Origin of the sequence: Caulobacter sp. X (genome assembly GCF_002742635.1) — a bacterium.
Lineage (GTDB): Bacteria > Pseudomonadota > Alphaproteobacteria > Caulobacterales > Caulobacteraceae > Caulobacter.
This window is the reverse complement of sequence record NZ_PEGF01000001.1, coordinates 691,542-711,350: the sequence shown is the minus strand read 5'-3', so window position 1 is coordinate 711,350 and position 19,809 is coordinate 691,542. Positions and strand designations below refer to the sequence as shown.

Sequence of the window (19,809 nt, the reverse complement as noted above, 5' to 3'; positions counted from 1 at the left end):
CGGCGACGTGGATCGCCGAATAGACGAGAACGGCGACAATGTGGACGGGCGCGGCGATCCGCCATGGCGGCTTGGCTAGCGTCATCCAGACCGCCATGGCTGCGGGAATGGCGGTGATCACCAGATGGACGAGGGCGCTGCTGAGCTCCCAGATCGCTGGCCTGATGGGCCCCAGACTTGGCGCGTCGTGCTGCACCGTCAGGATGTTCACCAGGCAGATGGCGATAAACAGGCTGGCGCAGAGAGCGTAAGCACGAGTCAGCCAGAGACGTTCGTCGCCGCTCATCCCGAAAAGACCGCTGCTTGTCCCGGAAGCTTCGCCGGTCATCCCCGCTGACGGCCGCTGATCCCGAGGCGCTTGGCCCTTCGAGGCGGGGCGCTGCAGGTCATGGGCATCGCTGTTCAAGCCGGACCTCGCTCATGACCACGACCGTCTCTTCGATCGACCGACGCTACGACCTGGACTGGATTCGGGTCGGCGCTTTCTTCCTGCTGATCCTCTACCACACCGGCATGTTCTATGTGCCCTGGGAATGGCACGTGAAGACGCCGCACGTTGTCGAGGAGCTGACGCCCTTCATGCTGCTGACAAATCCCTGGCGGCTGACCCTACTGTTTCTGGTTTCCGGCGCGGCGACGCGGTTCATGGCCGACAAGACCACCGTTGGAAAGTTGACCGGCGCGCGGGTCGCCCGCCTGCTGCCGCCGCTGCTGTTTGCGATGGTCGTGATCGTGCCGCCGCAGTCGTACTATCAGGTCGTCGAGTACATGGCCTCGCATCCGGGCAGCGGGCTGTCGGTCGACAACTTCTGGATCCGCTATGTCACCGCGTCCGGCCACTGGTGCGGCGCGGACGGTGAGTGCCTGACCACCCCAACCTGGAACCACATGTGGTTCGTGGCCTATCTGCTGTTCTACACGCTGGTGCTGGCCGCGATGCTGTTGATCTGGAAAAGGGCGGGCGAGCGGCTGCAGGCCGGCGCGGAGCGGGTGCTGAAGGGCTGGGGGCTCCTAGTCTGGCCAATACTGTTCCTGGGCTCTGCGCGCATGTTCCTGATCCGCTTCGGCGAGACCCATGCCCTGGTCGGCGACCACTATGTCCACGCCGTATCGTTCAGCGCGTTCCTGCTCGGCTTCGCCCTGGCCAAGTCCGAGTTGCTGCGCGAGCGCCTGATCGCGGCCCGGTGGCCGGCGCTTGGCCTCGCGGTCGCGGCCTGGGCCGGCTGGGCGAGCTATGTCTGGATCTATCGGAATGACACGCCGATCCCGCCGCGCCGTCTGGTGGAGTTCATGCGTTTCGTGTTCGCCACGGATACCTGGTGCGCGATCGTCGCCATCCTGGGCTTCGGGGCCAAGCACCTGACGCGCGGCGGACCAGTGCTGCGGTACCTGACGCTCGGCGTCTTTCCGTTCTACCTGGTCCATCAGACCCTGATCGTGGTCATGGCGCATTACCTCGCGAAGCTGGGCCTGCCGCAGGGGCTGGAGGGGGCGATCCTGGTTGTCGCCACCTTCGCCGGATGCTTCGCGACCTACGAGATCGTGCGGCGCATCCCCGGCGTGCGGATCCTGTTCGGTCTGAAAGGTCAGCCGGCCGAGGCGCTGGCCAGCCGGCCGCCGGCCCTGGCGTAGGCTTGGGTGCCACGGGTGATCACGGCGTCGCCGGGAATGATCTCGGCGACGCCGATGTGGCTCGCGCCGGCCAGGCGCTCATAGAGCGCGCCGAAGTCTCGCAGGGTCACCTCCTGCAGGGTCTGGATCGAGTCGATCACGAAATAGACCTGCTGGAAGTCGTCGATCCGATAGAGCGTACGCATCACCCGCTCGAGCTCGAAGCTGATGCGGTTGGGGGAGGGGTCATCGAGGGCGAAGATCGATTCCGACCGCGAGGACACGATGCCGGCGCCGTAGATCCGAAGGCCCGCTGGCGTGTTCATCAGGCCGAACTCCACCGTGTACCAGTAAAGCCGCGCGAGATTGGACAGGCGTCCCAGGCCAAGGGCCCGTCGGCCGCCCTCGCCATAGGCCTGCATGTAGTCGGCGAAGGTGGGGTCGGTCAGCATCGGCACGTGGCCGAAGACGTCGTGGAAGATGTCCGGCTCTTGCAGATAGTCCAACTCGTGCGGCTTGCGGATGAACTGGCCGGCCGGGAAGCGGCGGTTGGCGAGGTGGTCGAAGAACACGTCGTCCGGCACCAAACCCGGCACCGCCACCACGCTCCAGCCCGTCAGGCGCTGGAGCTCCTCGTTGATGCGGTGAAAGTCCGGGATGCCGGCGCGATGCAGGTCCAGCGCGTCCAGGCCGCGCAGGAATTCGTCGCAGACCCGGCCGTGCAGCATCTGGGCCTGGCGCTCGTAAAGGGTGATCCAGACGTCGTGCTCGGCCTGGGAATAGGCCTCCCAGCCCTGATCGATCGTCCAATCCTGGTTCGCTCCCGGCGGGGGCGCGCTGTTGAAGCCTTCTCCGCTCATGCGAGAACGCTACGCCCCGATTTTCGCAAAAGCTGTTCGGAGTTTGCGCCGATCGCGCGGTTGCGCGGACAGGTTTGCCGCCTAGTGCGAGATTCGAGGCCGAAGCTTGTACTGGCCGTGGTCGAACGACTCGAAGATCACCGCGGTCTGCGGATGGCCGACCGGCTCGCCGCTGTCGTCGGGCAGCAGGTTCTGCTCGGAGACATAGGCGACGTAGCTGTTGTCCTCGTTCTCGGCCAGCAGGTGGTAGAACGGTTGGTCCTTGGTGGGCCGGATCTCTTCGGGGATCGACTGCCACCACTCCTCCGTATTGGCGAACACCGGGTCGACGTCGAACACCACACCCCGGAACGGAAAGATGCGGTGACGGACGACTTGGCCGATCGCGAACTTGGCGAGTCTCGAATTCATGGTTTGGAGAATAGCATCTCTAGCTGACTGAAAGCTGAACGTAGAGACTTCCGAACCCGGAAGACAAGCCGGCGGCTTCCGGAGCGCGAGTCGCGTGCTATGGTCGACTCGAAGTGAGGCGTCGCAACCGTTCGCGACGTCTGCGAGACAGGTGGCTTGAACCATGTCGGAGGCGCCGCGCGCGCCCGGCGCCCCATCAGGTCGGCGCCGGCGGTCGCCGGAGGAGTCGCCGTGTTATGCGGCGCTCGATCTCGGGACCAACAACTGCCGCCTTCTGGTGGCGACGCCTTCGCCGCGCGGTTTCCGCGTCGTCGAGGCCTATTCCCGTATTGTCAGGCTGGGCGAGGGGCTGTCGCAGAGCGGTCGGCTGTCCGAGGCGGCCATGGATCGCTCTCTAGCGGCCCTGAAGGTCTGCGCCGAGAAGATCCGCCGGCGAAAGGCCGTGCGGGTGAAGGCCGTGGCCACCCAGGCTTGCCGGGGTGCGACCAATGGTCCCGACTTCGTGCGTCGCGTCCATGAAGAGACCGGTCTCAGGCTCCAGATCATCAGCCCTCGCGAGGAAGCCCAGCTTTCGGTCGCGGGCTGCATGAGCCTGTTCGACCGCGAGCAGGATGCGGCTCTGGTCGTCGATGTCGGCGGCGGCTCCACCGAGCTGTCTTGGGTTGACCTGAAGGGCGGGGGACTGGACGCCCGTCCTCGCCAGTTCGCCGCCTGGAAGCTGCCGATCAAGGCGTGGCTGTCGATCCCTGTCGGTGTCGTGACCTTGGCTGAGCGTTTCCCCGAAGGCGAGATCGCCACGGAGGCCTGGTTCCGGGCCATGGTCGACGATGTGAAGGCGCGGATCGAGGGCTTCCCGCACGCCGAGCCGATGCGGCGGATTTTCGCGGAGGGGCGGGCGCATCTGGTCGGAACCTCCGGCGCGATCACCAGCTTGGCGGGTCTGTACCTGGGTCTGCCGCGCTACGATCGCAACGTGGTCGACGGGCTGTGGATGCGGCGCGATGATTGCGATGCGGCGGCCGAACGCTTGTTGTCGCTGACGTCCGCCGAGCGCGCCCAGGAACCTTGCATCGGCGCCGATCGGGCCGATCTGGTGCTGGCTGGCGCGGCGATCCTCCAGGCCGTGCAGGAGCTATGGCCATGTTCGCGCGTGCGTGTCGCTGACCGAGGGCTTAGAGAGGGGCTTCTGATGTCCCTGATGTCCGACCAGCAGAAGCGCCCGCGGCGGCGCCGTCGCGGTGGGGCGTCCAAGAAACCGGTGTCCGCATGAGCGAAGATCCTCCCCGCCGCCGCATGGTCAAGCCGCCCTCGGGCGGCTCCGAAGGCGGGCGCGGCAAGCCGGCGCGCCTGAAGACGGCTTATGGCCGCACGCCCAGCCAACAGGCCTGGCTGGAGCGCCAGATCAACGACCCCTTCTCGGCCAAGGCTCGGGCCCTGGGCTATCGCAGCCGGGCGGCGTTCAAGATCAGCGAGATCGACGACAAGTTCCATTTCTTCCGCAAGGGCGCGAAGGTCATCGATCTGGGCTGCGCGCCGGGCGGCTGGCTGCAGATCGCCGTCGAACGGGGCGTGACGAACCTGGCGGGCATTGACCTCCTGCCCGTCGATCCCGTGGCGCCGGCCCATATCCTGGAGATGGACTTCACGGCCGACGGCGCGCCCGAGAAGCTGATGGAGTTGCTGGGCGGCGAGCCGGACCTCGTGATGTCGGACATGGCGCCCAACACCGTAGGCCATCGTGAAACCGACCACCTGCGGATCGTCGGCCTGATCGAGATCGCCGCCGAATTCGCCGTGGACGTGCTCAAGCCCGGCGGCGCCTTCGTCGCCAAGGCTTTCCAGGGGGGCGAGACCGCCGAGATCATCGGCAAGCTCAAGCGGCACTTCACCAAGGTGCAGCACTTCAAGCCGAAGGCCAGCCGACAGGACAGTTCGGAGGTCTTCCTCGTCGCGACGGGGTTCAAGGGGCGGTGAGCGACCGGGGGGGCGTCATCGGAGGACTGGTCGCCAAGCCGTTCAGGAACTTGGGGATCGCGGTCGGCTTCGTCCTGCTAGTCGCCGCCTGCGCCATGGTTGGCTACATGCAAGCCGGCTGGTCGTTCGGCGACGCGCTCTACATGGTCACCCTGACCATCTTCACGGTCGGCTATGGCGAAGTCCGGCCGATCGATACCGACTACTTGCACGCTGTCACCATGGCCACGATGGTGTTCGGGTGCACGGGCGTCATCATCGTCACCGGTTCGCTGGTGCAGGCGCTGACCCAGTCTCAACTCGAACAGTTTTTTGGAAAGCGCGTGGAACGCGACATCGACCGGCTGGACGGCCACATCATCATCTGCGGCTTTGGCCGCATCGGGCTCATGCTGGCCGGCGAGCTGGCCTCCGTAGGCGAGACCTTCGTCATCGTCGAACGGGACGAGGGGCGCTGCCAGGAAGCGAGGGAGCTTGGCTATCTGTGCCGCCACGCCGACGCCACCGACGAGGACGTCCTGCGAACCCTGCATGTCGAACGCGCCAAGGTGCTGGCGACCGTTCTGCCGGACGACGCCGCCAACGTCTTCATCACGCTGTCAGCCCGCAGCCTTAATCCCAAGATCGAGATCATCGCCCGCGGCGAGCGCCCGACGACCGAGCGCAAGCTGATGCAGGCCGGCGCCGACCGCGTGGTCATGCCGGCCCACATCGGGGCCGAGCGCATCGCCGAAATGATCCTCTACCCGCGTCTGGCCCATTTCCTGCGCGGCTCCGAGCCAAAGGGCGACGGCACCGATGAAGGGTTGGCCAAGCTGGGCCTCGACCTGCGGGTCATCACCGCGCCCCCGAACCTTGGCGCCCGGAAGGCTACCGTACGGGAACTTGAGCGGCGCAGCGGCGCCGTGCTGGTCGTGCGGATTGAGCGGGCCGATGGGACCGTGATCGAGAGCCCGTCTCCCAACGAGCTCATCAGGACCGGCGACGCCCTCGCGGTGGTTTCCAAGTCCGGCAGCTTGAGCCTGGATGGCCTCGCGGACTGACGCAGGGGTTGTCAGTGCGGATGTTATCATCTTCAAGTCGCTGAATTTTATTGGAAACTTATGTTTTTGATCTCTCGTTCCGCGCCGTTCGCGCGGGGCTCTAGCGGAGTTCGTCCGCGCTTACGAGAGACCTGTCATGTCCAAGAGCCTCAGCCTCGCCTTCGCGCTCGCCGTCGCCCTGTCGAGCGTCAGCGCCGCCAACGCCGCCGCGCCTTGTCGCGACGCCAAGGGCAAGTTCATCAAGTGCCCGCCGCCTGCCGCCGCGCCGGCCAAGCCCACCAAGTGCAAGGACGCCAAGGGCAAGTTCGCCAAGTGCGGGACGCCGGGCGCCAAGCCGGTCTAGGCGGAGAGGGCGGCGCCGGCCGTGTTGGTCGCCGCCGCCTTTCGCTCGGCCAGAAAAATTCATCTCCATTTCACGCCGACTCCGGGTCGACAACGGTCGGCCTCGCGGCTATATCCGCGCCGCAAAATGGAGACTCCGATGGAGATTCGCGAAGGGCTCACCTTCGACGACGTTTTGCTCGAACCCGGCCCGTCCGACGTCATGCCTACCCAGGTGACGACCGAGACCCGGTTCACGCGTGAAATCAGTCTGAACATTCCGCTTGTGTCCGCCGCCATGGACACGGTGACCGAAAGTCGCCTCGCCATCGCCATGGCGCAAGCCGGCGGCCTGGGCATCCTGCACCGCAACCTCACCAACGAGGAGCAGGCCGACCAGGTTCGCGAGGTGAAGCGCTACGAAAGCGGCATGGTCATCAACCCGCTGACCATCCACCCCGATACGACCCTGGCCGAGATCCGCGAGATCAAGGCCCGCCGCAAGATCTCGGGCTTCCCGGTGGTCGAGCGCGGCTCGGGCAAGCTGGTCGGCATCCTGACCAACCGCGACATGCGCTTCGAGGGCGACGACAAGGTCCCGGCCTCGGCGCTGATGACCCGCGAGAACCTGATCACGGTTGCCGAAGGCATCGATCACCGCGAGGCGCGCGAGCTGCTTCGCAAGCACAAGATCGAACGCCTGATCGTCGTCGACGACGCCTATCGCGCCGTCGGCCTGATCACGGTGAAAGACATTGAGAAGGCCCAGGCTCACCCGCTGGCCGCCAAGGACGACAAGGGCCGCCTGCTGGTCGGCGCGGCCTCGACCGTCGGCGACGCCGGCTTCGAGCGCTCGATGGGCCTGGTGGACGCCGGCGTCGACGTCGTCGTCATCGACACCGCCCACGGCCATTCCAGCCAGGTCGCCCAGGCCGTCTCGCGCTTGAAGCGCGAGGCCAACCGCGTCCAGATCGTGGCCGGCAACATCGCCACCTACGACGCCGCCCGCGCCCTGATCGACGCCGGCGCCGACGCGGTGAAGGTGGGCATTGGCCCGGGCTCGATTTGCACCACCCGCATCGTCGCGGGCGTGGGCGTGCCGCAGCTGACCGCGATCATGGAGGCCGTGCGCGCGGGCAAGGAAGCTGGCGTGCCGATCATCGCCGACGGCGGCATCAAGTACTCGGGCGACCTGGCCAAGGCCATCGCGGCCGGGGCCTCGACCGCCATGATGGGCTCGATGTTCGCCGGCACCGAAGAGGCGCCGGGCGAGGTGTTCCTGTACCAGGGGCGCTCGTACAAGAGCTATCGCGGCATGGGCTCGGTGGGCGCCATGGCCCGCGGCTCGGCCGACCGCTACTTCCAGAAGGAAGTGACGGACAGCTTCAAGCTTGTGCCGGAAGGCATCGAGGGCCAGACCCCGTTCAAGGGGCCGATCTCGCCGGTGCTGCACCAGCTGGTCGGCGGCCTGCGCGCGGCCATGGGCTATGTCGGCGCGCCGACCATTCCCGAGCTGCAGAAGCGCGCCAAGTTCGTCCGGATCACGGGCGCTGGCCTGCGTGAGAGCCACGTCCACGACGTGATGATCACGCGCGAGGCCCCGAACTATCCGAGCGCGGTCTAGCCGATGCGGATGGCGTTCGAACTTCAGATGCTGGGCGTGGCGGTCCTGATCGGCCTCGTCCACCTGCTGGCCGCGGCCCTCGCGGGCGCCGGCCAGCGGGGCCTGAAGTGGAGCGCCGGTCCGCGCGACGAACGCCTTGAGGTCGACGGCGTCGCCGCGCGGCTGGAGCGGGCGTTCGCCAATTTCCGTGAAAGCTTCCCGCTGTTCGCGGTCGCCGTGCTGGTCGCCTATCTGGGCGGCCGGTTCGGAACGCTGACCTTAGTCGGTTCCGGCCTCTATGTCGGCGGCCGCATCGCCTTCCTGCCGCTCTATGCGCTGGGCGTGCCCTGGGTGCGCAGCATCGCTTGGTGTGTCTCCTTCACCGGGATCATCCTCACCCTTCTGGCCCTGGTCGTCTGATGCGGGACGGAGGACGGGTTTCAGCGGCGATCGAGGTTCTCACCGAGATCGAGGCGCGGCATTTTCCGGTGAAGATGGCGCTGAAGCGTTGGGGTGAAGCCGCGCGTTACGCCGGTTCCAAGGACCGCGCCTTCGTCTCGGGCCTGGTGCTGGACGCGCTGCGTCGCAAGCGCTCGCTGGGTTGGATGATGGGCGACGCCAGCCCGCGCGGCGTCGTGCTGGGCGTTCTGGCCTTCACCTGGGCCTGGACGCCCGAGCGGATCGCCGAGGCGGCGGCCGAGGAGCATGGCTTTGGCCCGCTGACCGAGGCCGAGCGCGAGCGCCTTTCCAATCCTGTTTCGCTAGACGGCGCTCCGGCCCCGGTGGTCGGTGACTATCCTGATTGGCTGGAAGAGCGGCTGATCCGCACCCTGGGCGCCGATCAGACCGTCGAGATGCGGGCGCTGTCCGAGCGCGCGCCGGTCGACCTGCGGGTCAACACGCTGAAGACCGACGCCGAGCGCGCCGCCAAGGCCCTGGCGCCGATCCACGCCGCGCCGGCGGGAATCCTGCCCAACGCCTTCCGAATCCCGGCGCCCGCCGCCGCCGACCGCACGCCGTCGGTCGAGGCCGTGCCGGCCTTCTCCAAGGGCTGGTTCGAGGTTCAGGATCTGGGCTCGCAGATCGCCGCCGCCGTGGCGGGCGAGGTCAAGGGCAAGCAGGTGCTGGACTTCTGCGCGGGCGGGGGCGGCAAGACCCTTGCGCTGGCCGCCGCCATGGGCAACAGCGGCCAGATCTTCGCGCACGACGCCGACGCCCGCCGCCTGGCCGACACGATCCGCCGCGGCCAGAGGGCAGGGGTCCGCAACCTGCAGATCCGCTCGCCGATCGAGGCCACGCCGCTGAAGGGCCTGGAAGGCAAGATCGACGTCGTGTTTGTCGACGCGCCCTGCACCGGCGCCGGCACCTGGCGCCGCCACCCTGACGCGAAGTGGCGTTTGTCGCCCGACCAGCTGGCCAAGCGCCAGATCGAGCAGGACAGCGTGCTTGAGGACGCCGCGACCTTCGTGAAGGCCGGCGGCCGGATGGTCTATGTCACCTGCTCGCTGCTGACCGACGAGAACGAGGACCGCGTCGCCGGTTTCCTCGAGCGCCACCCCGAATTTACCGTGAAGCCGATCGCCCTGCCGGGCGTCGAGCAGCACGTGACCCCTGAAGGCTATCTGCGCCTGTCCCCTTACCGCGCCGGGACGGACGGCTTCTTCGCCGCCGTGCTGGAGCGATCCACCTACACGCCCTGACCTGAACGCTAGACCGCTGGAGACCCGCCGATGACCCCCGAACCGAACCACCAGCGCGTCCTGATCGTCGACTTCGGCAGCCAGGTGACCCAGCTGATCGCCCGGCGCGTGCGCGAGGCCGGCGTCTATTGCGAGATCCATCCGTTCGACAAGGCCGAAGCCATCGTCGACGAGTACAAGCCCAGCGCCATCATCCTGTCGGGCGGTCCGGCCAGCGTGCTGGAGTCCGACAGTCCGCGCATCGGCCGCAAACTGTTCGACCTTGGCTTGCCGATGCTGGCGATCTGCTATGGCCAGCAACTGCTGTGCGACGTGCTGGGCGGCAAGGTCGAGGGCGGCCACGCCGGCGAGTTCGGCCGCGCCGAGCTGACGGTCGGCAAGGTCAGCCCGCTGTTCCAAGGCTTGGCCGGCGTCGGCGAGCTGGAAACCGTCTGGATGAGCCATGGCGACCGCGTCACTGCGATCCCCGACGGCTTCGAGGTCATCGCCACCTCGACCGGCGCGCCGTTCGCGGCCATCGCCAACGACAAGAAGAAGATCTACGCCCTGCAGTTCCACCCCGAGGTGTACCACACCGTCAACGGGGCCAAGATGTACCGGAACTTCCTGTTCAACATAGCCGGCCTGAAGGGCGACTGGACCATGGCGGCCTTCCGTCAGGAGATGGTCCAGAAGATCCGCGATCAGGTCGGGACCGGCAAGGTGATCTGCGGCCTGTCGGGCGGCGTCGACAGCTCCGTGGCCGCCGTCCTGATCCACGAGGCGATCGGCGACCAGCTGACCTGCGTGTTCGTCGACACCGGCCTGCTGCGCAAGAACGAGGCCGACCAGGTCGTCACCCTGTTCCGCGACCACTACAACATCCCGTTGGTCCACGTGGACGCCGGCGATCTGTTCCTGGGCGAGCTGGCCGGCGTCAGCGATCCGGAGACCAAGCGCAAGACGATCGGCAAGCTCTTCATCGACGTCTTCGACAAGGAAGCCGCCAAGATCGACGGCGCCGAGTTCTTGGCGCAGGGCACGCTCTATCCCGACGTCGTCGAGAGCGTCTCGGCGCGCGGCGGTCCCTCGGCGGTGATCAAGAGCCACCACAATGTCGGCGGCCTGCCGGACTACATGAAGCTCAAGCTGGTCGAGCCGCTGCGCGAACTGTTCAAGGACGAAGTCCGCGCTCTGGGCGTCGAGCTGGGCCTGGCGCCGGCCTTCGTCGGCCGTCACCCGTTCCCGGGGCCGGGCCTGGCCATCCGCATCCCCGGCGAGATCACGCCCGAAAAGGTCAAGGTCCTGCAGGACGCCGACGCCATCTATCTGGAGGAGATCCGCAACGCCGGCCTCTACGACAAGATCTGGCAGGCCTTCGCCGTGCTGCTCCCGGTCAAGACCGTCGGCGTGATGGGCGACGCCCGCACCTACGAGAACGTGTTGGCTCTGCGCGCGGTGACCTCGACCGACGGCATGACCGCCGACTTCTTCGAGTTCCCCTGGCCGGTGCTCGGCAAGACCGCGACGCGGATCATCAACGAGGTTCGCGGCGTCAACCGCGTGGTCTACGACGTGACGTCCAAGCCGCCGGGCACGATCGAGTGGGAGTGAGGGTAATATAATACGGGAAGCCTGACTCTTCCCGGACCTTGGCAGGCCAGCTTCCAAAGGCGCGCGATCCCGACAGCCTAGCTCATGACGAGCTTGGGTTGGGCGCCTTTCGCCAAGGTTTCTACCTCGCGCCTTCGGCGGCGGCGATCGAGATGGCGACGCGCTCTAGGGGCGATTGCGAGACACGAATGACGCCCGACCGCGGATGGTCCAGGTCCAGCACGAGCGTGATCAGGGCGGCGACCATGAGAAATAACAGGGTCGAGGCGATGGCGTGTCTCACGCCGTGGTTCGCCAAGCCGTAGCCGGAGAGGATCGCGGTGACGATCGCGTAAGCCACGAGACTGAGGAGGATCGAGGGCGGCACCCTTGTCTCGACCGAGGCCTGACGCGTCGCGGCGATATCGAACATCTCGTTGGTGGCCTGAAGCACGGAGGTCGTCATCTGGGCGTTATCAGGCTCGCGGAGCGCCGCCAGGGTCGCCGCCCAGATCCGATCGCGCTGGCGATCATTGGCGCGCTCGACGCTTTCGATCTTCGACGGATCTTCGCCCGCCAGATAAGCCAGGCGTCGTGCGTTGGCATAGTCGAGTATCGCGGCCCGCACGGCGGCGCCGGTCTCGCCCTCGAATGCGCGGGCGCGCAGGTAGGTCGTCGAGATCGCGTTCGCCTCGTTGATCACCAGATGTCGCCGGGCTTCGAAGCGATCGGTCGCCATCGACACCGTGAAGGCCAGCAAGAGGCCGAGCAGGGTGACCGCGCCCGCGACGAGGGGCGCCCAGCCGTCGTCTTTGATGGTTCCCGAGGAGCGTGTGGTCCAGTGATGCAGGCGATAGCCGCCCTCGACAGCCATGGGCAGGGCCACCGCGAGCCCTACCGCTTGCAGCCAGATCAGCGCCATCTCGCCCCCTCACAATTCAGCGCGTGACTCCCTCACGTCGCTTGCCGTTAAGACGCCGGTCGGTCTGGCGACCGCCCCCCGCGCCGCCACTCGCCTGGATTGACGCCAAACCATCTGTGGAAGCTGCGACGGAAACTCGACGCGTCCGAGTATCCCAGCCGTTCCGCCGCCGCCTCGACCGAAGCGCCTAAGGACTCGAGCATTTCGGAGGCCCGCCTCATCTGGATGGAGTCCACGAGATCCTGGAAGTTCGTCCCCGCGACGCTGAGGCGGCGCATGACGGTGCGTTGCGAGCAGCCCTGCTGCAGCGCCAACTCCTTGAGCTTGGGCGGCCGCCCAGTCGCGGCGATGAACTCAGCGACTCGCATTCGCATCAAACCGTAGCTGTCCATTCTCTGGGCGACGGCGATATCTCGCTCACAGCGGCTTTTCGCGAGCTGGAAGAGGTCGAGCTCGCCGACCGGATTATTGATCCGCTCCCAAGAAGTCGGAAAGCTCAATGCGTTGATCTCTTGGCGGAAGTTCACGTGACAGCCAAAGCGATTGTCGTATCTCGCGGGGTCGCCTATCGGCGCGTGCCGAAAATCAAAGGACACGGCTTGGGATGAGCTCGGGCGCATTTGGCGGAGCCTCTCGGCGATCCACCCCAGACCGACCTCCGCCTCGAGCATCCCGAGCCGCCGGAGGTCGCCGTGCTGACTGAGAACCAAGAAGGTCAGGCCGTCGCCGCGATGAAGCTGTATCCTATCAAGCCCGGTCTCGCGGCTGGCGTACCGCGCGATGTGATCTATGGCGTGGCCGATGGTCGGCGCGTAGGTCGCGCCGATCGCGATCCCCGGCGTAAGGCCGAGGGGAAAAGCCCTCGCATACGCGTCCATGACGTCACGAGGATCGTGCTGCTCGAGTATGTCCTCGACCAGCTGGACCGCGTCCTCGACCGAGATAAGCGGTGGCAACGGCCAACTGTCTGTGGCGAGCGACGCGCCCTCTAGAAGTCTTCGCGGGCGCCGGAACGCATCGCGAAGATGCCGCATTGGCGCGGACGGCGACATGATTGCTTTGGCAGTCCGGTCCAGCATGACATGAGCCCGCGTTGCTTGTTAGCGGAGACGACCACGCGACGAGTATGCATATCAGCTTATCCGTTCTTGTGAATTGAGCGATCGCAACCCACCCGGCTTTGAGAGAAATTTTCTTTCTCAGGTTGTCACCAAAAGACGGTTCCCCTGTCTCTTTGTGTCCTGTCCCGGGTGAGGGCCTCGGCGTAGCAGCGGTATGCGCCGGAGGGCCGTAGGGCGGTGTCGACATGAGCGATCTGGGTCAGCAGGCCTCGTCCGCACGGTCGCTCCAGGGCGGGCGTCAAAGGGAGCGATGCATGAGGTTGTCCGTGAAGCCGATGAAGAGCGCGGCTCTCGTCGCTCTGCTGGCCATGGCTCTGGCAGCTCCGGCCGCCGCGCGACAGCAGCCCGACGCGATCACGGTGTTTGTCGCTAAGAAGATCGTGACAATGAACCCCAGCCAGCCGACGGCGACCGCCGTGGCGATCCGGGGGCGCGAGATCGTAAGCGTCGGCTCGCTGGAAGACCTGAAACCGTGGCTGGCCCTTTACCCGCATCGGATCGACGCGACATTCAAGGACAAGGTGCTGATGCCGGGACTGATAGACCCGCACATGCACCCGATGCTTGGAGCCATCGCCTTCCAGACGACCTGGATCACCCCGGAGCCCTGGAACATCATGGGCCGCAAGACGCTGGCCACGAATGGTCAGGCGGCCTATCGGGCCGCGCTCAAGGCCGCGTTCGCCGCTCGGGACACCTCATCGCCGGTGTTCATGACCTGGGGTTTCAGCGCCGACACCCACGGAGAGCTGTCGCGCGACGTGCTGGATAGTGTCTCGAAGGATGTGCCTATCCTCGTGCTGCAGCGCTCGTTGCATGAGGCCTACGTCAACACGGCGATGATGACCCTGTTGAAGTCTAGAGGCCTGGACGACAGCAAGGAACATCCTCAGGTCGACTGGAAGACGAGCCACTTCTGGGAAGACGGCCTGTTCGCGGTCGTCTTGCCTTACCTCGCCAGCACCTTGCTAGACCCAGCGTCCGCCGATCCCGGCTACCTCAAGACGCGCGATTATCTGAACTATAATGGCGTCACCACCGTGGCGGACATGAACACCGGGGGGACGAACTACGAGCTCGAGATGGCGTCGCTGAAGCGCAACTTCGACACGCCGGACTCGCCGGTGCGGGTGCGCCTCACGCCAGACGTCTACAAGCTCAGCCTGACCCTGAAGAGTCCCGATGCGGCGATGCGGCTGGTCGAAGGCCTGAAGGCGCAGAACACCCGCCATTTGATCTTCAACAATGGCGTCAAGCTGTTCGCCGACGGGGCCATGTTCTCACAGGCCATGCAGCTCAACGCGCCGGGCTATATCGACGGCCACAAGGGCGAATGGATCACACAGCCTGGCCCCTTCGAGGACTTCGCCCGCCGATACTGGAACGCCGGTTACCAGATCCATGTCCACACCAACGGCGACGGCGGCGCCCGGCTTGTGCTGGACACTCTGCAGAAGCTGCAGGACGAGAAGCCGCGCGCCGACGCGCGCTTCACCATCGAGCACTATGGCTATGCCGATGACGGCACGTCGCGCCGCATCGCCAGGCTGGGCGCGCAGGTGTCGGCCAATCCCTTCTACCTCTATGACCTCGGCGACCGGTACGCGGAAAAAGGCCTTGGCTCTGATCGCGCCGCGCGCATAGCGCCGCTGGGCGGGCTCGCCAACCGCGGTGTCCCGGTGGCGTTGCACTCGGACTTCCCGATGGCGCCGGCCGAGCCCTTTTTCCTGGCCTGGACCGCCGCCTCGCGGCAGACCATGTCCGGCAAGGTGTTCGCGCCGGCCGAGCGACTGACGCTGGACCAAGCCATACGCGCCGTCACGATCGACGCCGCCTACATGATCGGCATGGAAACCGAGCTGGGCAGCATCGAGGCCGGCAAGCTGGCCGACTTCGCCGTGCTCGACAAGGACCCCTATGAAGCCGGCGTGGGCGGTCTGCGCGACATCAAGGTCTGGGGCACGGTCTTCGAAGGCAGGCCTTTCCAGGCCAAACCCGCGATGGGCGCGGGAGCGTCGGCGAAACCATGACGCTCAAGGCTTTCCGCCGCCTGCTCGCTGCCTTGGCGACATCCGCGCTGGTCGCGATCGGCCTATGTTCGCCGAGCGCGGCCCAAACAGAGGACAAGCCCAACGACGGCACCGACCCCACGCGTCCGGTCCGGACGCTGCAGGGGGATTTCGAGTACCTCGACCTGGCGCACAGCCGCGCCAAGTCCAAGGTGTTCACCGCCAGTTTCGCCCAGCCGTTCGGGCACACGTCCATCCAGGTCAAGGCGCCACTGGCGTCCTTGGATGTGAACGGCGACCATGGCTACGCGCTGGGCGACGTCTCGGTGAAGTACACCAGGGTCTTCGGGGTCACCCCTCGAGAGGGCTACGTCTTCACGACGGAAGTCTTCTTCGACACGGCCGGACGTCCTGAACTCGGAAGTGGCAAATACGTCGTCAAGCCAACGCTCATCTACGCAAGGTTCCTAAAGGACGGCGCCATTTTCGCGCCGGCGCTGGTCCAAAGCGTCAGTGTCGCGGGTCGTTCTAGCAGGGCCGATGTCAACACCACCACAATTGATTTCTACTATGTGCCCAAGCTGTCCAATCCACGACTTTACATGACCTATGATCCCGCCGTGAATTACGATTGGGAACAAGATCAGTTCTATGCCGCCCTGGCCGTGACGCTGGGCTTGAAGCTGGGTCCGGTATTGGGAGGAAGCGGCCAGGTCTTCATTCGACCGAGCACGACCTTCGGCGATCAGCGTCCGGTCGATTGGGGCATAAAGGCTGGGTTTCAGCTCCTGAATTTCTAGTCTCGTCGGAGCGCGCGCCTGGGGCGCGAGCACAGTCTGTCATGAGATGTCAGGGGCGCGGCCTCACCGGCTCTTTCGGGGGGAGGGGGGAGGCGGCCCGATCCTGCTTGCGGCGTCCCATGTCGGCGCCGAGTCACCAGCCAGGGTTATCGCTGGCGAAGGTTTGATAGGAGGCGTCGTCTTGAACTCTTTCACAACAGTCAGCCGCGCCGCGACCGTTCTCGCGGTCGCCTCATTCTCACTGGCCTCGGCAGCCTGGGCCAGCAACGCTGATGCGATCTATTTTGGCGGCCCGATCATCACCATCAACGACGCCGCGCCCATGGCCGAGGCCGTCGCGATCAAGGACGGGAAGATCGTGGCGGTCGGCGCGCGGGCCGCGGTGCTCGCGGCCGAGAAGGGCGCAGCCACCAAGCTCTACGACCTGAAGGGCCGGACGCTGATCCCCGGCTTCGTGGACGCCCACAGCCATTTCACCCAGGTGTCGCTTCTGGCCGTCTCCGCCAATCTGCTGGCGCCGCCCGATGGTCCCGTGAAAACCATACCCGACATGCAGGAGGCGCTGCGCGGTTTCATCGCCACGTCTCCGGTGGTCAAGGCCCATGGCGTCGTGATCGGGATGAACCTTGACGACTCCCAGCTGCGGGAACGTCGGTTCCCGACCCGGCAAGACCTCGACGCGGTCTCCGCCGAGCTGCCGATCTTTGTCATCCATCAGTCGGGCCATCTGGCGATGCTCAATAGCCGGGCCCTGGCCCTGGTGGGCATAACCCCCGACAGCCCGTCCCCCGCGGGCGGAGCGATCGAGCGAGAAGCCGACGGCAAAACCCCCAATGGGGTGCTCAAGGAAACCGCCTTCTTTTCCATCATGCCGAAAATGATGCCGGCCTTCACGCCCGCCGAATACCGCCAGAATCTGGAGGCGTCGCAGAAGATCTACATCGAGAACGGCTTCACCACCGTCCAGGACGGCAAGACCTCGGTGGCCGACATGGCGGCCCTGCCGGCGCTCAACGCCGCCGGCGCGTTTAAGGTCGACATTGTCGCCTATCCCGATCTCGTCGCCATGGGCGACGCCCCTGTGCTGCATGGTCCCCTGATGTCGCGCAACTATACGGGACATCTCCGCATCGGCGGGGTGAAGCTGACGCTGGATGGCTCGCCCCAGGGCAAGACGGCTTGGTTCACCAAGCCCTATTTCCAGCCCCCGGAAGGGGAGAAGGCCGACTATGCCGGCTTGCCCGCCTTCGCCGATGACAAGCTGCAGCCCTTGGCGGACCTGGCCTATAAGAACCACTGGCAGCTTCTGGCCCACACCAACGGCGATGCGGCCATCGACCAGTTGATCCGCGTGGTTGGCCAGGCCCAGTCACGCTACGGCTATCCCGACAGCCGCACGGTGATGATCCATGGCCAGTTCCTGCGCGCGGACCAGATCCCCGCCTTGAAGGCGGAAGGCATATTTCCGGCGCTGTTTCCAATGCACACGTTCTATTGGGGCGATTGGCATCGCCAATCGGTGGCCGGGCCCGAGCGCGCCGAGAACATCTCTCCGACGGCATGGGTGCTCAAGGCGGGGCTGACACCATCGATCCACTCCGATGCGCCCGTGGTCTTTCCCAATTCGATGACCCTGATCAGCACGGCGGTGAATCGCACGACGCGCAGCGGCTATGTCCTTGGCCCCGAACAGCGTCTGACCCCGTTGCAGGCCCTGCACGCGATGACGCTCTGGCCCGCCTACCAGCACTTCGAGGAGGCCTCCAAAGGCTCGATCGAGGTCGGCAAGCGCGCGGACCTGGTGATCCTTTCGGCCAACCCCCTGACCGTCCCCGCGGCCTCCTTGAACCAGATCAAGGTTGACGAGACGATCAAGGATGGCGCGTCGATCTACCGCCGGGAAGCTTCCGCGCCATGAGTTTGGGCGCCGGACGTGGACGTCCGCGCGCCTCTTGGTCATCGCGGCGCCTTACAGATGGTTTGCCACGGAGGTAGCGCCCGTTCGCTTGAGCCACTGCTTGTAGGGAAGACCGACGACCAATCCGACCAGCATGAAGAGAAGCACGGCGGCTCTGACCCGCGCATCGGTGAAGTTCGCGCCCGCCAGCATCATGGCTATCCCCGGGTGACGGACCGCGCTGGCGATAGCGAGCGTGCCGCGGTCGACGCGATCCGGCCCACCTAGAAAATGGCCTCCAACCAGCGCGATGAGCACGACAAGAGCCATCGCCAGCAGAGCGCCGTCGCCCACCAGGCTTATGATCGTCGGCCACAAGGACACGATCATCGGCAAGAACGCCAGGGAGACCAGAGGCGTGCTGAGGCGGTAGAGCCAAGGCGCGATCCGCGCGGCGATCCCCGGCGCGACCGCGCGAACCGCCACGCCGGTGGCGAGCGGAATGAACACGCCCACCAGCAGGGACTTGGCCAGGGTCGCGACGGAGACCGTGTCCTGTCGACCGAACGCACGAGTGGCGATCGCCAGGACCATCGGGACCGTGACGATGGTCAGAAGAGCGAGGGCGACGTAGAGGCCATAGGCATATTCTCGGCGGGCGCCCACCTTGAGTTCCTGGCCAGGCGATAGCGGCGGGACGGGAGAGATGGCCATCAGGACGACGCCCGCCTTAACGGCGGAGTCCAGCGGCAAAAGGCGCATCAGAAGCACCGCCGCGAGCGGCGGGATGACGTCCACCGCCACGACGGCTCTCAACAGCAGTCCTGGCCTACGAACGGCATAGAGAAAGTCACCGCGCGTGGAGCTGAGCCCGACGCTGACAACCACGCCCGCGAGGCTGAGCGTCAGCACGAATGGACTAATCTGTTTCAACAGTTCCATGGCGGCCGGCTCCGGAAGAATCCGATGCGTCATGGCGAACCTGGATACGACCCCCAGTACGCTGCCCGGACACCCTTCGATTTGATCACAACCGCGCCATGACGTTAATGGCCCAGGCGCGTGGCCGTCGTTCGCGACGGCGCGTTGACGCCTCGGTTCAGCGGCGTCTTTTGCTCGGTAGCGTCTAGTTCTTGGAACTAGGCCAAGTTCCGCTCTTGGCGCTGAGCGTCAATCCGATCCCTTAGGTCATGCCGGTTCGGAACGCGCCGGCAGCGGTCCACAGTAGCTCGCGCGTGGGAAGGCCGTCTCTGGCCAGACGCGGCCACCAGGGACGCCGGCGCCGCTGGAGGTGGGGCTGATGTTCGTGGCCACCGCCGAGACCCAAGCTCTGGCGACCCAGATCGCCAAAGTCTGCAACCCCTACTTTTTTCACTTCCCGGTGCGCCGGGACATCGAGCTGCCAAGCTACGCCTTCCCGTTCTCGCCGGCCGAGATCGAGCGCGGCCAGGTGTTCGAGTTCAAGCTCAATCACGTCGTCGATACGGCTGATCCCTTCGAGCTGGTGCGCATCCGCTGGGTCGGCGCCGGCGTCCAGGACAAGGAGGTCCGCGATGGTCAAGCTGCATGAGGTGTGCCGCCAGGTGCGTTCGAAGAACGCCGGCCCGTTCTGGGTGACGGTGGATCTGTTCTTTGACGGCCCGGAGAACTACGCGCGCTACAGGGACGCCTTCGGCCTTTCGGCTGACGTCGTGGCGAAGGCCTTCGGCGCCGATCCCGCGCTCGTGAAGCGGTTCGCGGTCGACTACCTGAGCGTCGTGAAGATCTCCTATCCTCGCAAGGCCCCGCAGGGCGGAGCCGTGGAGCGCGACATGCACAGCGGTCAGCAGTACGTCAGGCTCCTGGACACTGAGCTGAGCTAAGCCAGTAGTTGGGGGCCGTCTCTAGGCTTGGGAGGGCGCGCAGATTGTTCCGTGGGGATTGCCTTGCGATACAAGGCGGGTGAAAGGCGCCAAGCGCCTAGCT

The 19,809-nt window shown here is 65.9% G+C and carries 19 protein-coding genes; 14 read left to right on the top strand and 5 right to left on the bottom strand.

What is annotated here, in order from left to right; translation table 11 throughout:
• Positions 1–420: 420 nt before the first annotated feature.
• Entirely contained in the window at positions 421–1,632 is a 1,212-nt protein-coding gene (locus tag CSW60_RS03130; RefSeq protein WP_099535871.1) for an acyltransferase family protein, read from the top strand.
• Here the strand turns inward: CSW60_RS03130 and phhA are convergent.
• Both phhA and hspQ read right to left on the bottom strand, forming a co-directional pair.
• On the bottom strand, positions 1,587–2,471 hold the full coding sequence (phhA, locus tag CSW60_RS03125) for a phenylalanine 4-monooxygenase (RefSeq protein ID WP_099535870.1): 885 nt from the start codon (positions 2,469–2,471) through the stop codon (positions 1,587–1,589). The two genes, CSW60_RS03130 and phhA, sit on opposite strands and share 46 nt — an antisense overlap.
• Positions 2,472–2,552: 81 nt before the next feature.
• A complete protein-coding gene (gene hspQ, locus CSW60_RS03120; RefSeq protein WP_099535869.1) occupies positions 2,553–2,882 on the bottom strand; it encodes a heat shock protein HspQ in 330 nt (109 codons plus the stop codon).
• Positions 2,883–3,045: 163 nt separating this feature from the next.
• On the opposite strand from hspQ, the gene CSW60_RS03115 reads away from it, so the two are divergent.
• The 8 genes from CSW60_RS03115 (at position 3,046) to guaA (ending at position 11,116) form a co-directional block, all read left to right on the top strand.
• Positions 3,046–4,152, top strand: a complete 1,107-nt coding sequence (locus tag CSW60_RS03115) for a Ppx/GppA phosphatase family protein (RefSeq protein WP_099535868.1) — start codon at positions 3,046–3,048, stop codon at positions 4,150–4,152.
• Positions 4,149–4,856 carry an RlmE family RNA methyltransferase gene (locus CSW60_RS03110; RefSeq protein ID WP_201722958.1) on the top strand — a complete coding sequence of 236 codons (708 nt, stop codon included), beginning with the start codon at positions 4,149–4,151 and terminating at the stop codon, positions 4,854–4,856. The genes CSW60_RS03115 and CSW60_RS03110 overlap by 4 nt, the downstream gene beginning before the upstream one ends.
• Positions 4,853–5,899, top strand: a complete 1,047-nt coding sequence (locus CSW60_RS03105) for a TrkA family potassium uptake protein (RefSeq protein ID WP_099535866.1) — start codon at positions 4,853–4,855, stop codon at positions 5,897–5,899. The genes CSW60_RS03110 and CSW60_RS03105 overlap by 4 nt, the downstream gene beginning before the upstream one ends.
• Positions 5,900–6,035: 136 nt before the next feature.
• Positions 6,036–6,242, top strand: coding sequence for a hypothetical protein (locus tag CSW60_RS03100; RefSeq protein ID WP_099535865.1), 207 nt, complete (start codon positions 6,036–6,038; stop codon positions 6,240–6,242).
• Between the two features lie 138 nt (positions 6,243–6,380).
• Positions 6,381–7,844: an IMP dehydrogenase gene (gene guaB, locus CSW60_RS03095; protein ID WP_099535864.1), complete on the top strand. Its 1,464-nt coding sequence runs from the start codon at positions 6,381–6,383 to the stop codon at positions 7,842–7,844.
• Between the two features lie 9 nt (positions 7,845–7,853).
• Entirely contained in the window at positions 7,854–8,243 is a 390-nt protein-coding gene (locus CSW60_RS03090; protein WP_369801004.1) for an MAPEG family protein, read from the top strand.
• Positions 8,243–9,523, top strand: a complete 1,281-nt coding sequence (locus CSW60_RS03085) for an RsmB/NOP family class I SAM-dependent RNA methyltransferase (protein ID WP_099535862.1) — start codon at positions 8,243–8,245, stop codon at positions 9,521–9,523. Before CSW60_RS03090 ends, CSW60_RS03085 begins: the two co-directional genes overlap by 1 nt.
• 30 nt (positions 9,524–9,553) lie before the next feature.
• Positions 9,554–11,116 (top strand): glutamine-hydrolyzing GMP synthase, encoded by a 1,563-nt coding sequence (gene guaA / locus CSW60_RS03080; RefSeq protein WP_099535861.1) that lies wholly within the window; start codon positions 9,554–9,556, stop codon positions 11,114–11,116.
• A gap of 121 nt (positions 11,117–11,237) precedes the next feature.
• On the opposite strand, the gene CSW60_RS03075 is transcribed toward guaA, so the two are convergent.
• Together CSW60_RS03075 and CSW60_RS03070 are read right to left on the bottom strand one after the other, a co-directional pair.
• Positions 11,238–12,017, bottom strand: coding sequence for a DUF4239 domain-containing protein (locus CSW60_RS03075; RefSeq protein ID WP_099535860.1), 780 nt, complete (start codon positions 12,015–12,017; stop codon positions 11,238–11,240).
• Positions 12,018–12,064: 47 nt separating this feature from the next.
• The gene (locus tag CSW60_RS03070) at positions 12,065–13,096 is read right to left on the bottom strand and encodes an AraC family transcriptional regulator (RefSeq protein WP_099535859.1); all 1,032 of its coding nucleotides are present in this window, start codon (positions 13,094–13,096) and stop codon (positions 12,065–12,067) included.
• A 296-nt stretch (positions 13,097–13,392) separates the two neighbouring features.
• Here CSW60_RS03070 and CSW60_RS03065 point away from each other — a divergent pair, with 296 nt between their 5' ends.
• The 3 genes from CSW60_RS03065 (at position 13,393) to CSW60_RS03055 (ending at position 17,865) form a co-directional block, all read left to right on the top strand.
• Entirely contained in the window at positions 13,393–15,168 is a 1,776-nt protein-coding gene (locus CSW60_RS03065; protein WP_201722957.1) for an amidohydrolase, read from the top strand.
• On the top strand, positions 15,165–15,947 hold the full coding sequence (locus CSW60_RS03060) for a hypothetical protein (RefSeq protein ID WP_099535857.1): 783 nt from the start codon (positions 15,165–15,167) through the stop codon (positions 15,945–15,947). Before CSW60_RS03065 ends, CSW60_RS03060 begins: the two co-directional genes overlap by 4 nt.
• 181 nt (positions 15,948–16,128) lie before the next feature.
• Complete coding sequence (locus CSW60_RS03055) at positions 16,129–17,865, top strand: amidohydrolase (protein WP_201722956.1); 1,737 nt, start codon at positions 16,129–16,131, stop codon at positions 17,863–17,865.
• 51 nt (positions 17,866–17,916) lie between these two features.
• On the opposite strand, the gene CSW60_RS03050 is transcribed toward CSW60_RS03055, so the two are convergent.
• Positions 17,917–18,786, bottom strand: a complete 870-nt coding sequence (locus CSW60_RS03050; RefSeq protein ID WP_161495620.1) for a bile acid:sodium symporter family protein — start codon at positions 18,784–18,786, stop codon at positions 17,917–17,919.
• Between the two features lie 358 nt (positions 18,787–19,144).
• Between CSW60_RS03050 and CSW60_RS03045 the strand changes: the two genes are divergently transcribed.
• Entirely contained in the window at positions 19,145–19,414 is a 270-nt protein-coding gene (locus CSW60_RS03045) for a hypothetical protein (RefSeq protein WP_201722955.1), read from the top strand.
• A complete protein-coding gene (locus CSW60_RS03040; protein ID WP_099535854.1) occupies positions 19,398–19,706 on the top strand; it encodes a DUF4387 domain-containing protein in 309 nt (102 codons plus the stop codon). The genes CSW60_RS03045 and CSW60_RS03040 overlap by 17 nt, the downstream gene beginning before the upstream one ends.
• Positions 19,707–19,809: the final 103 nt, after the last annotated feature.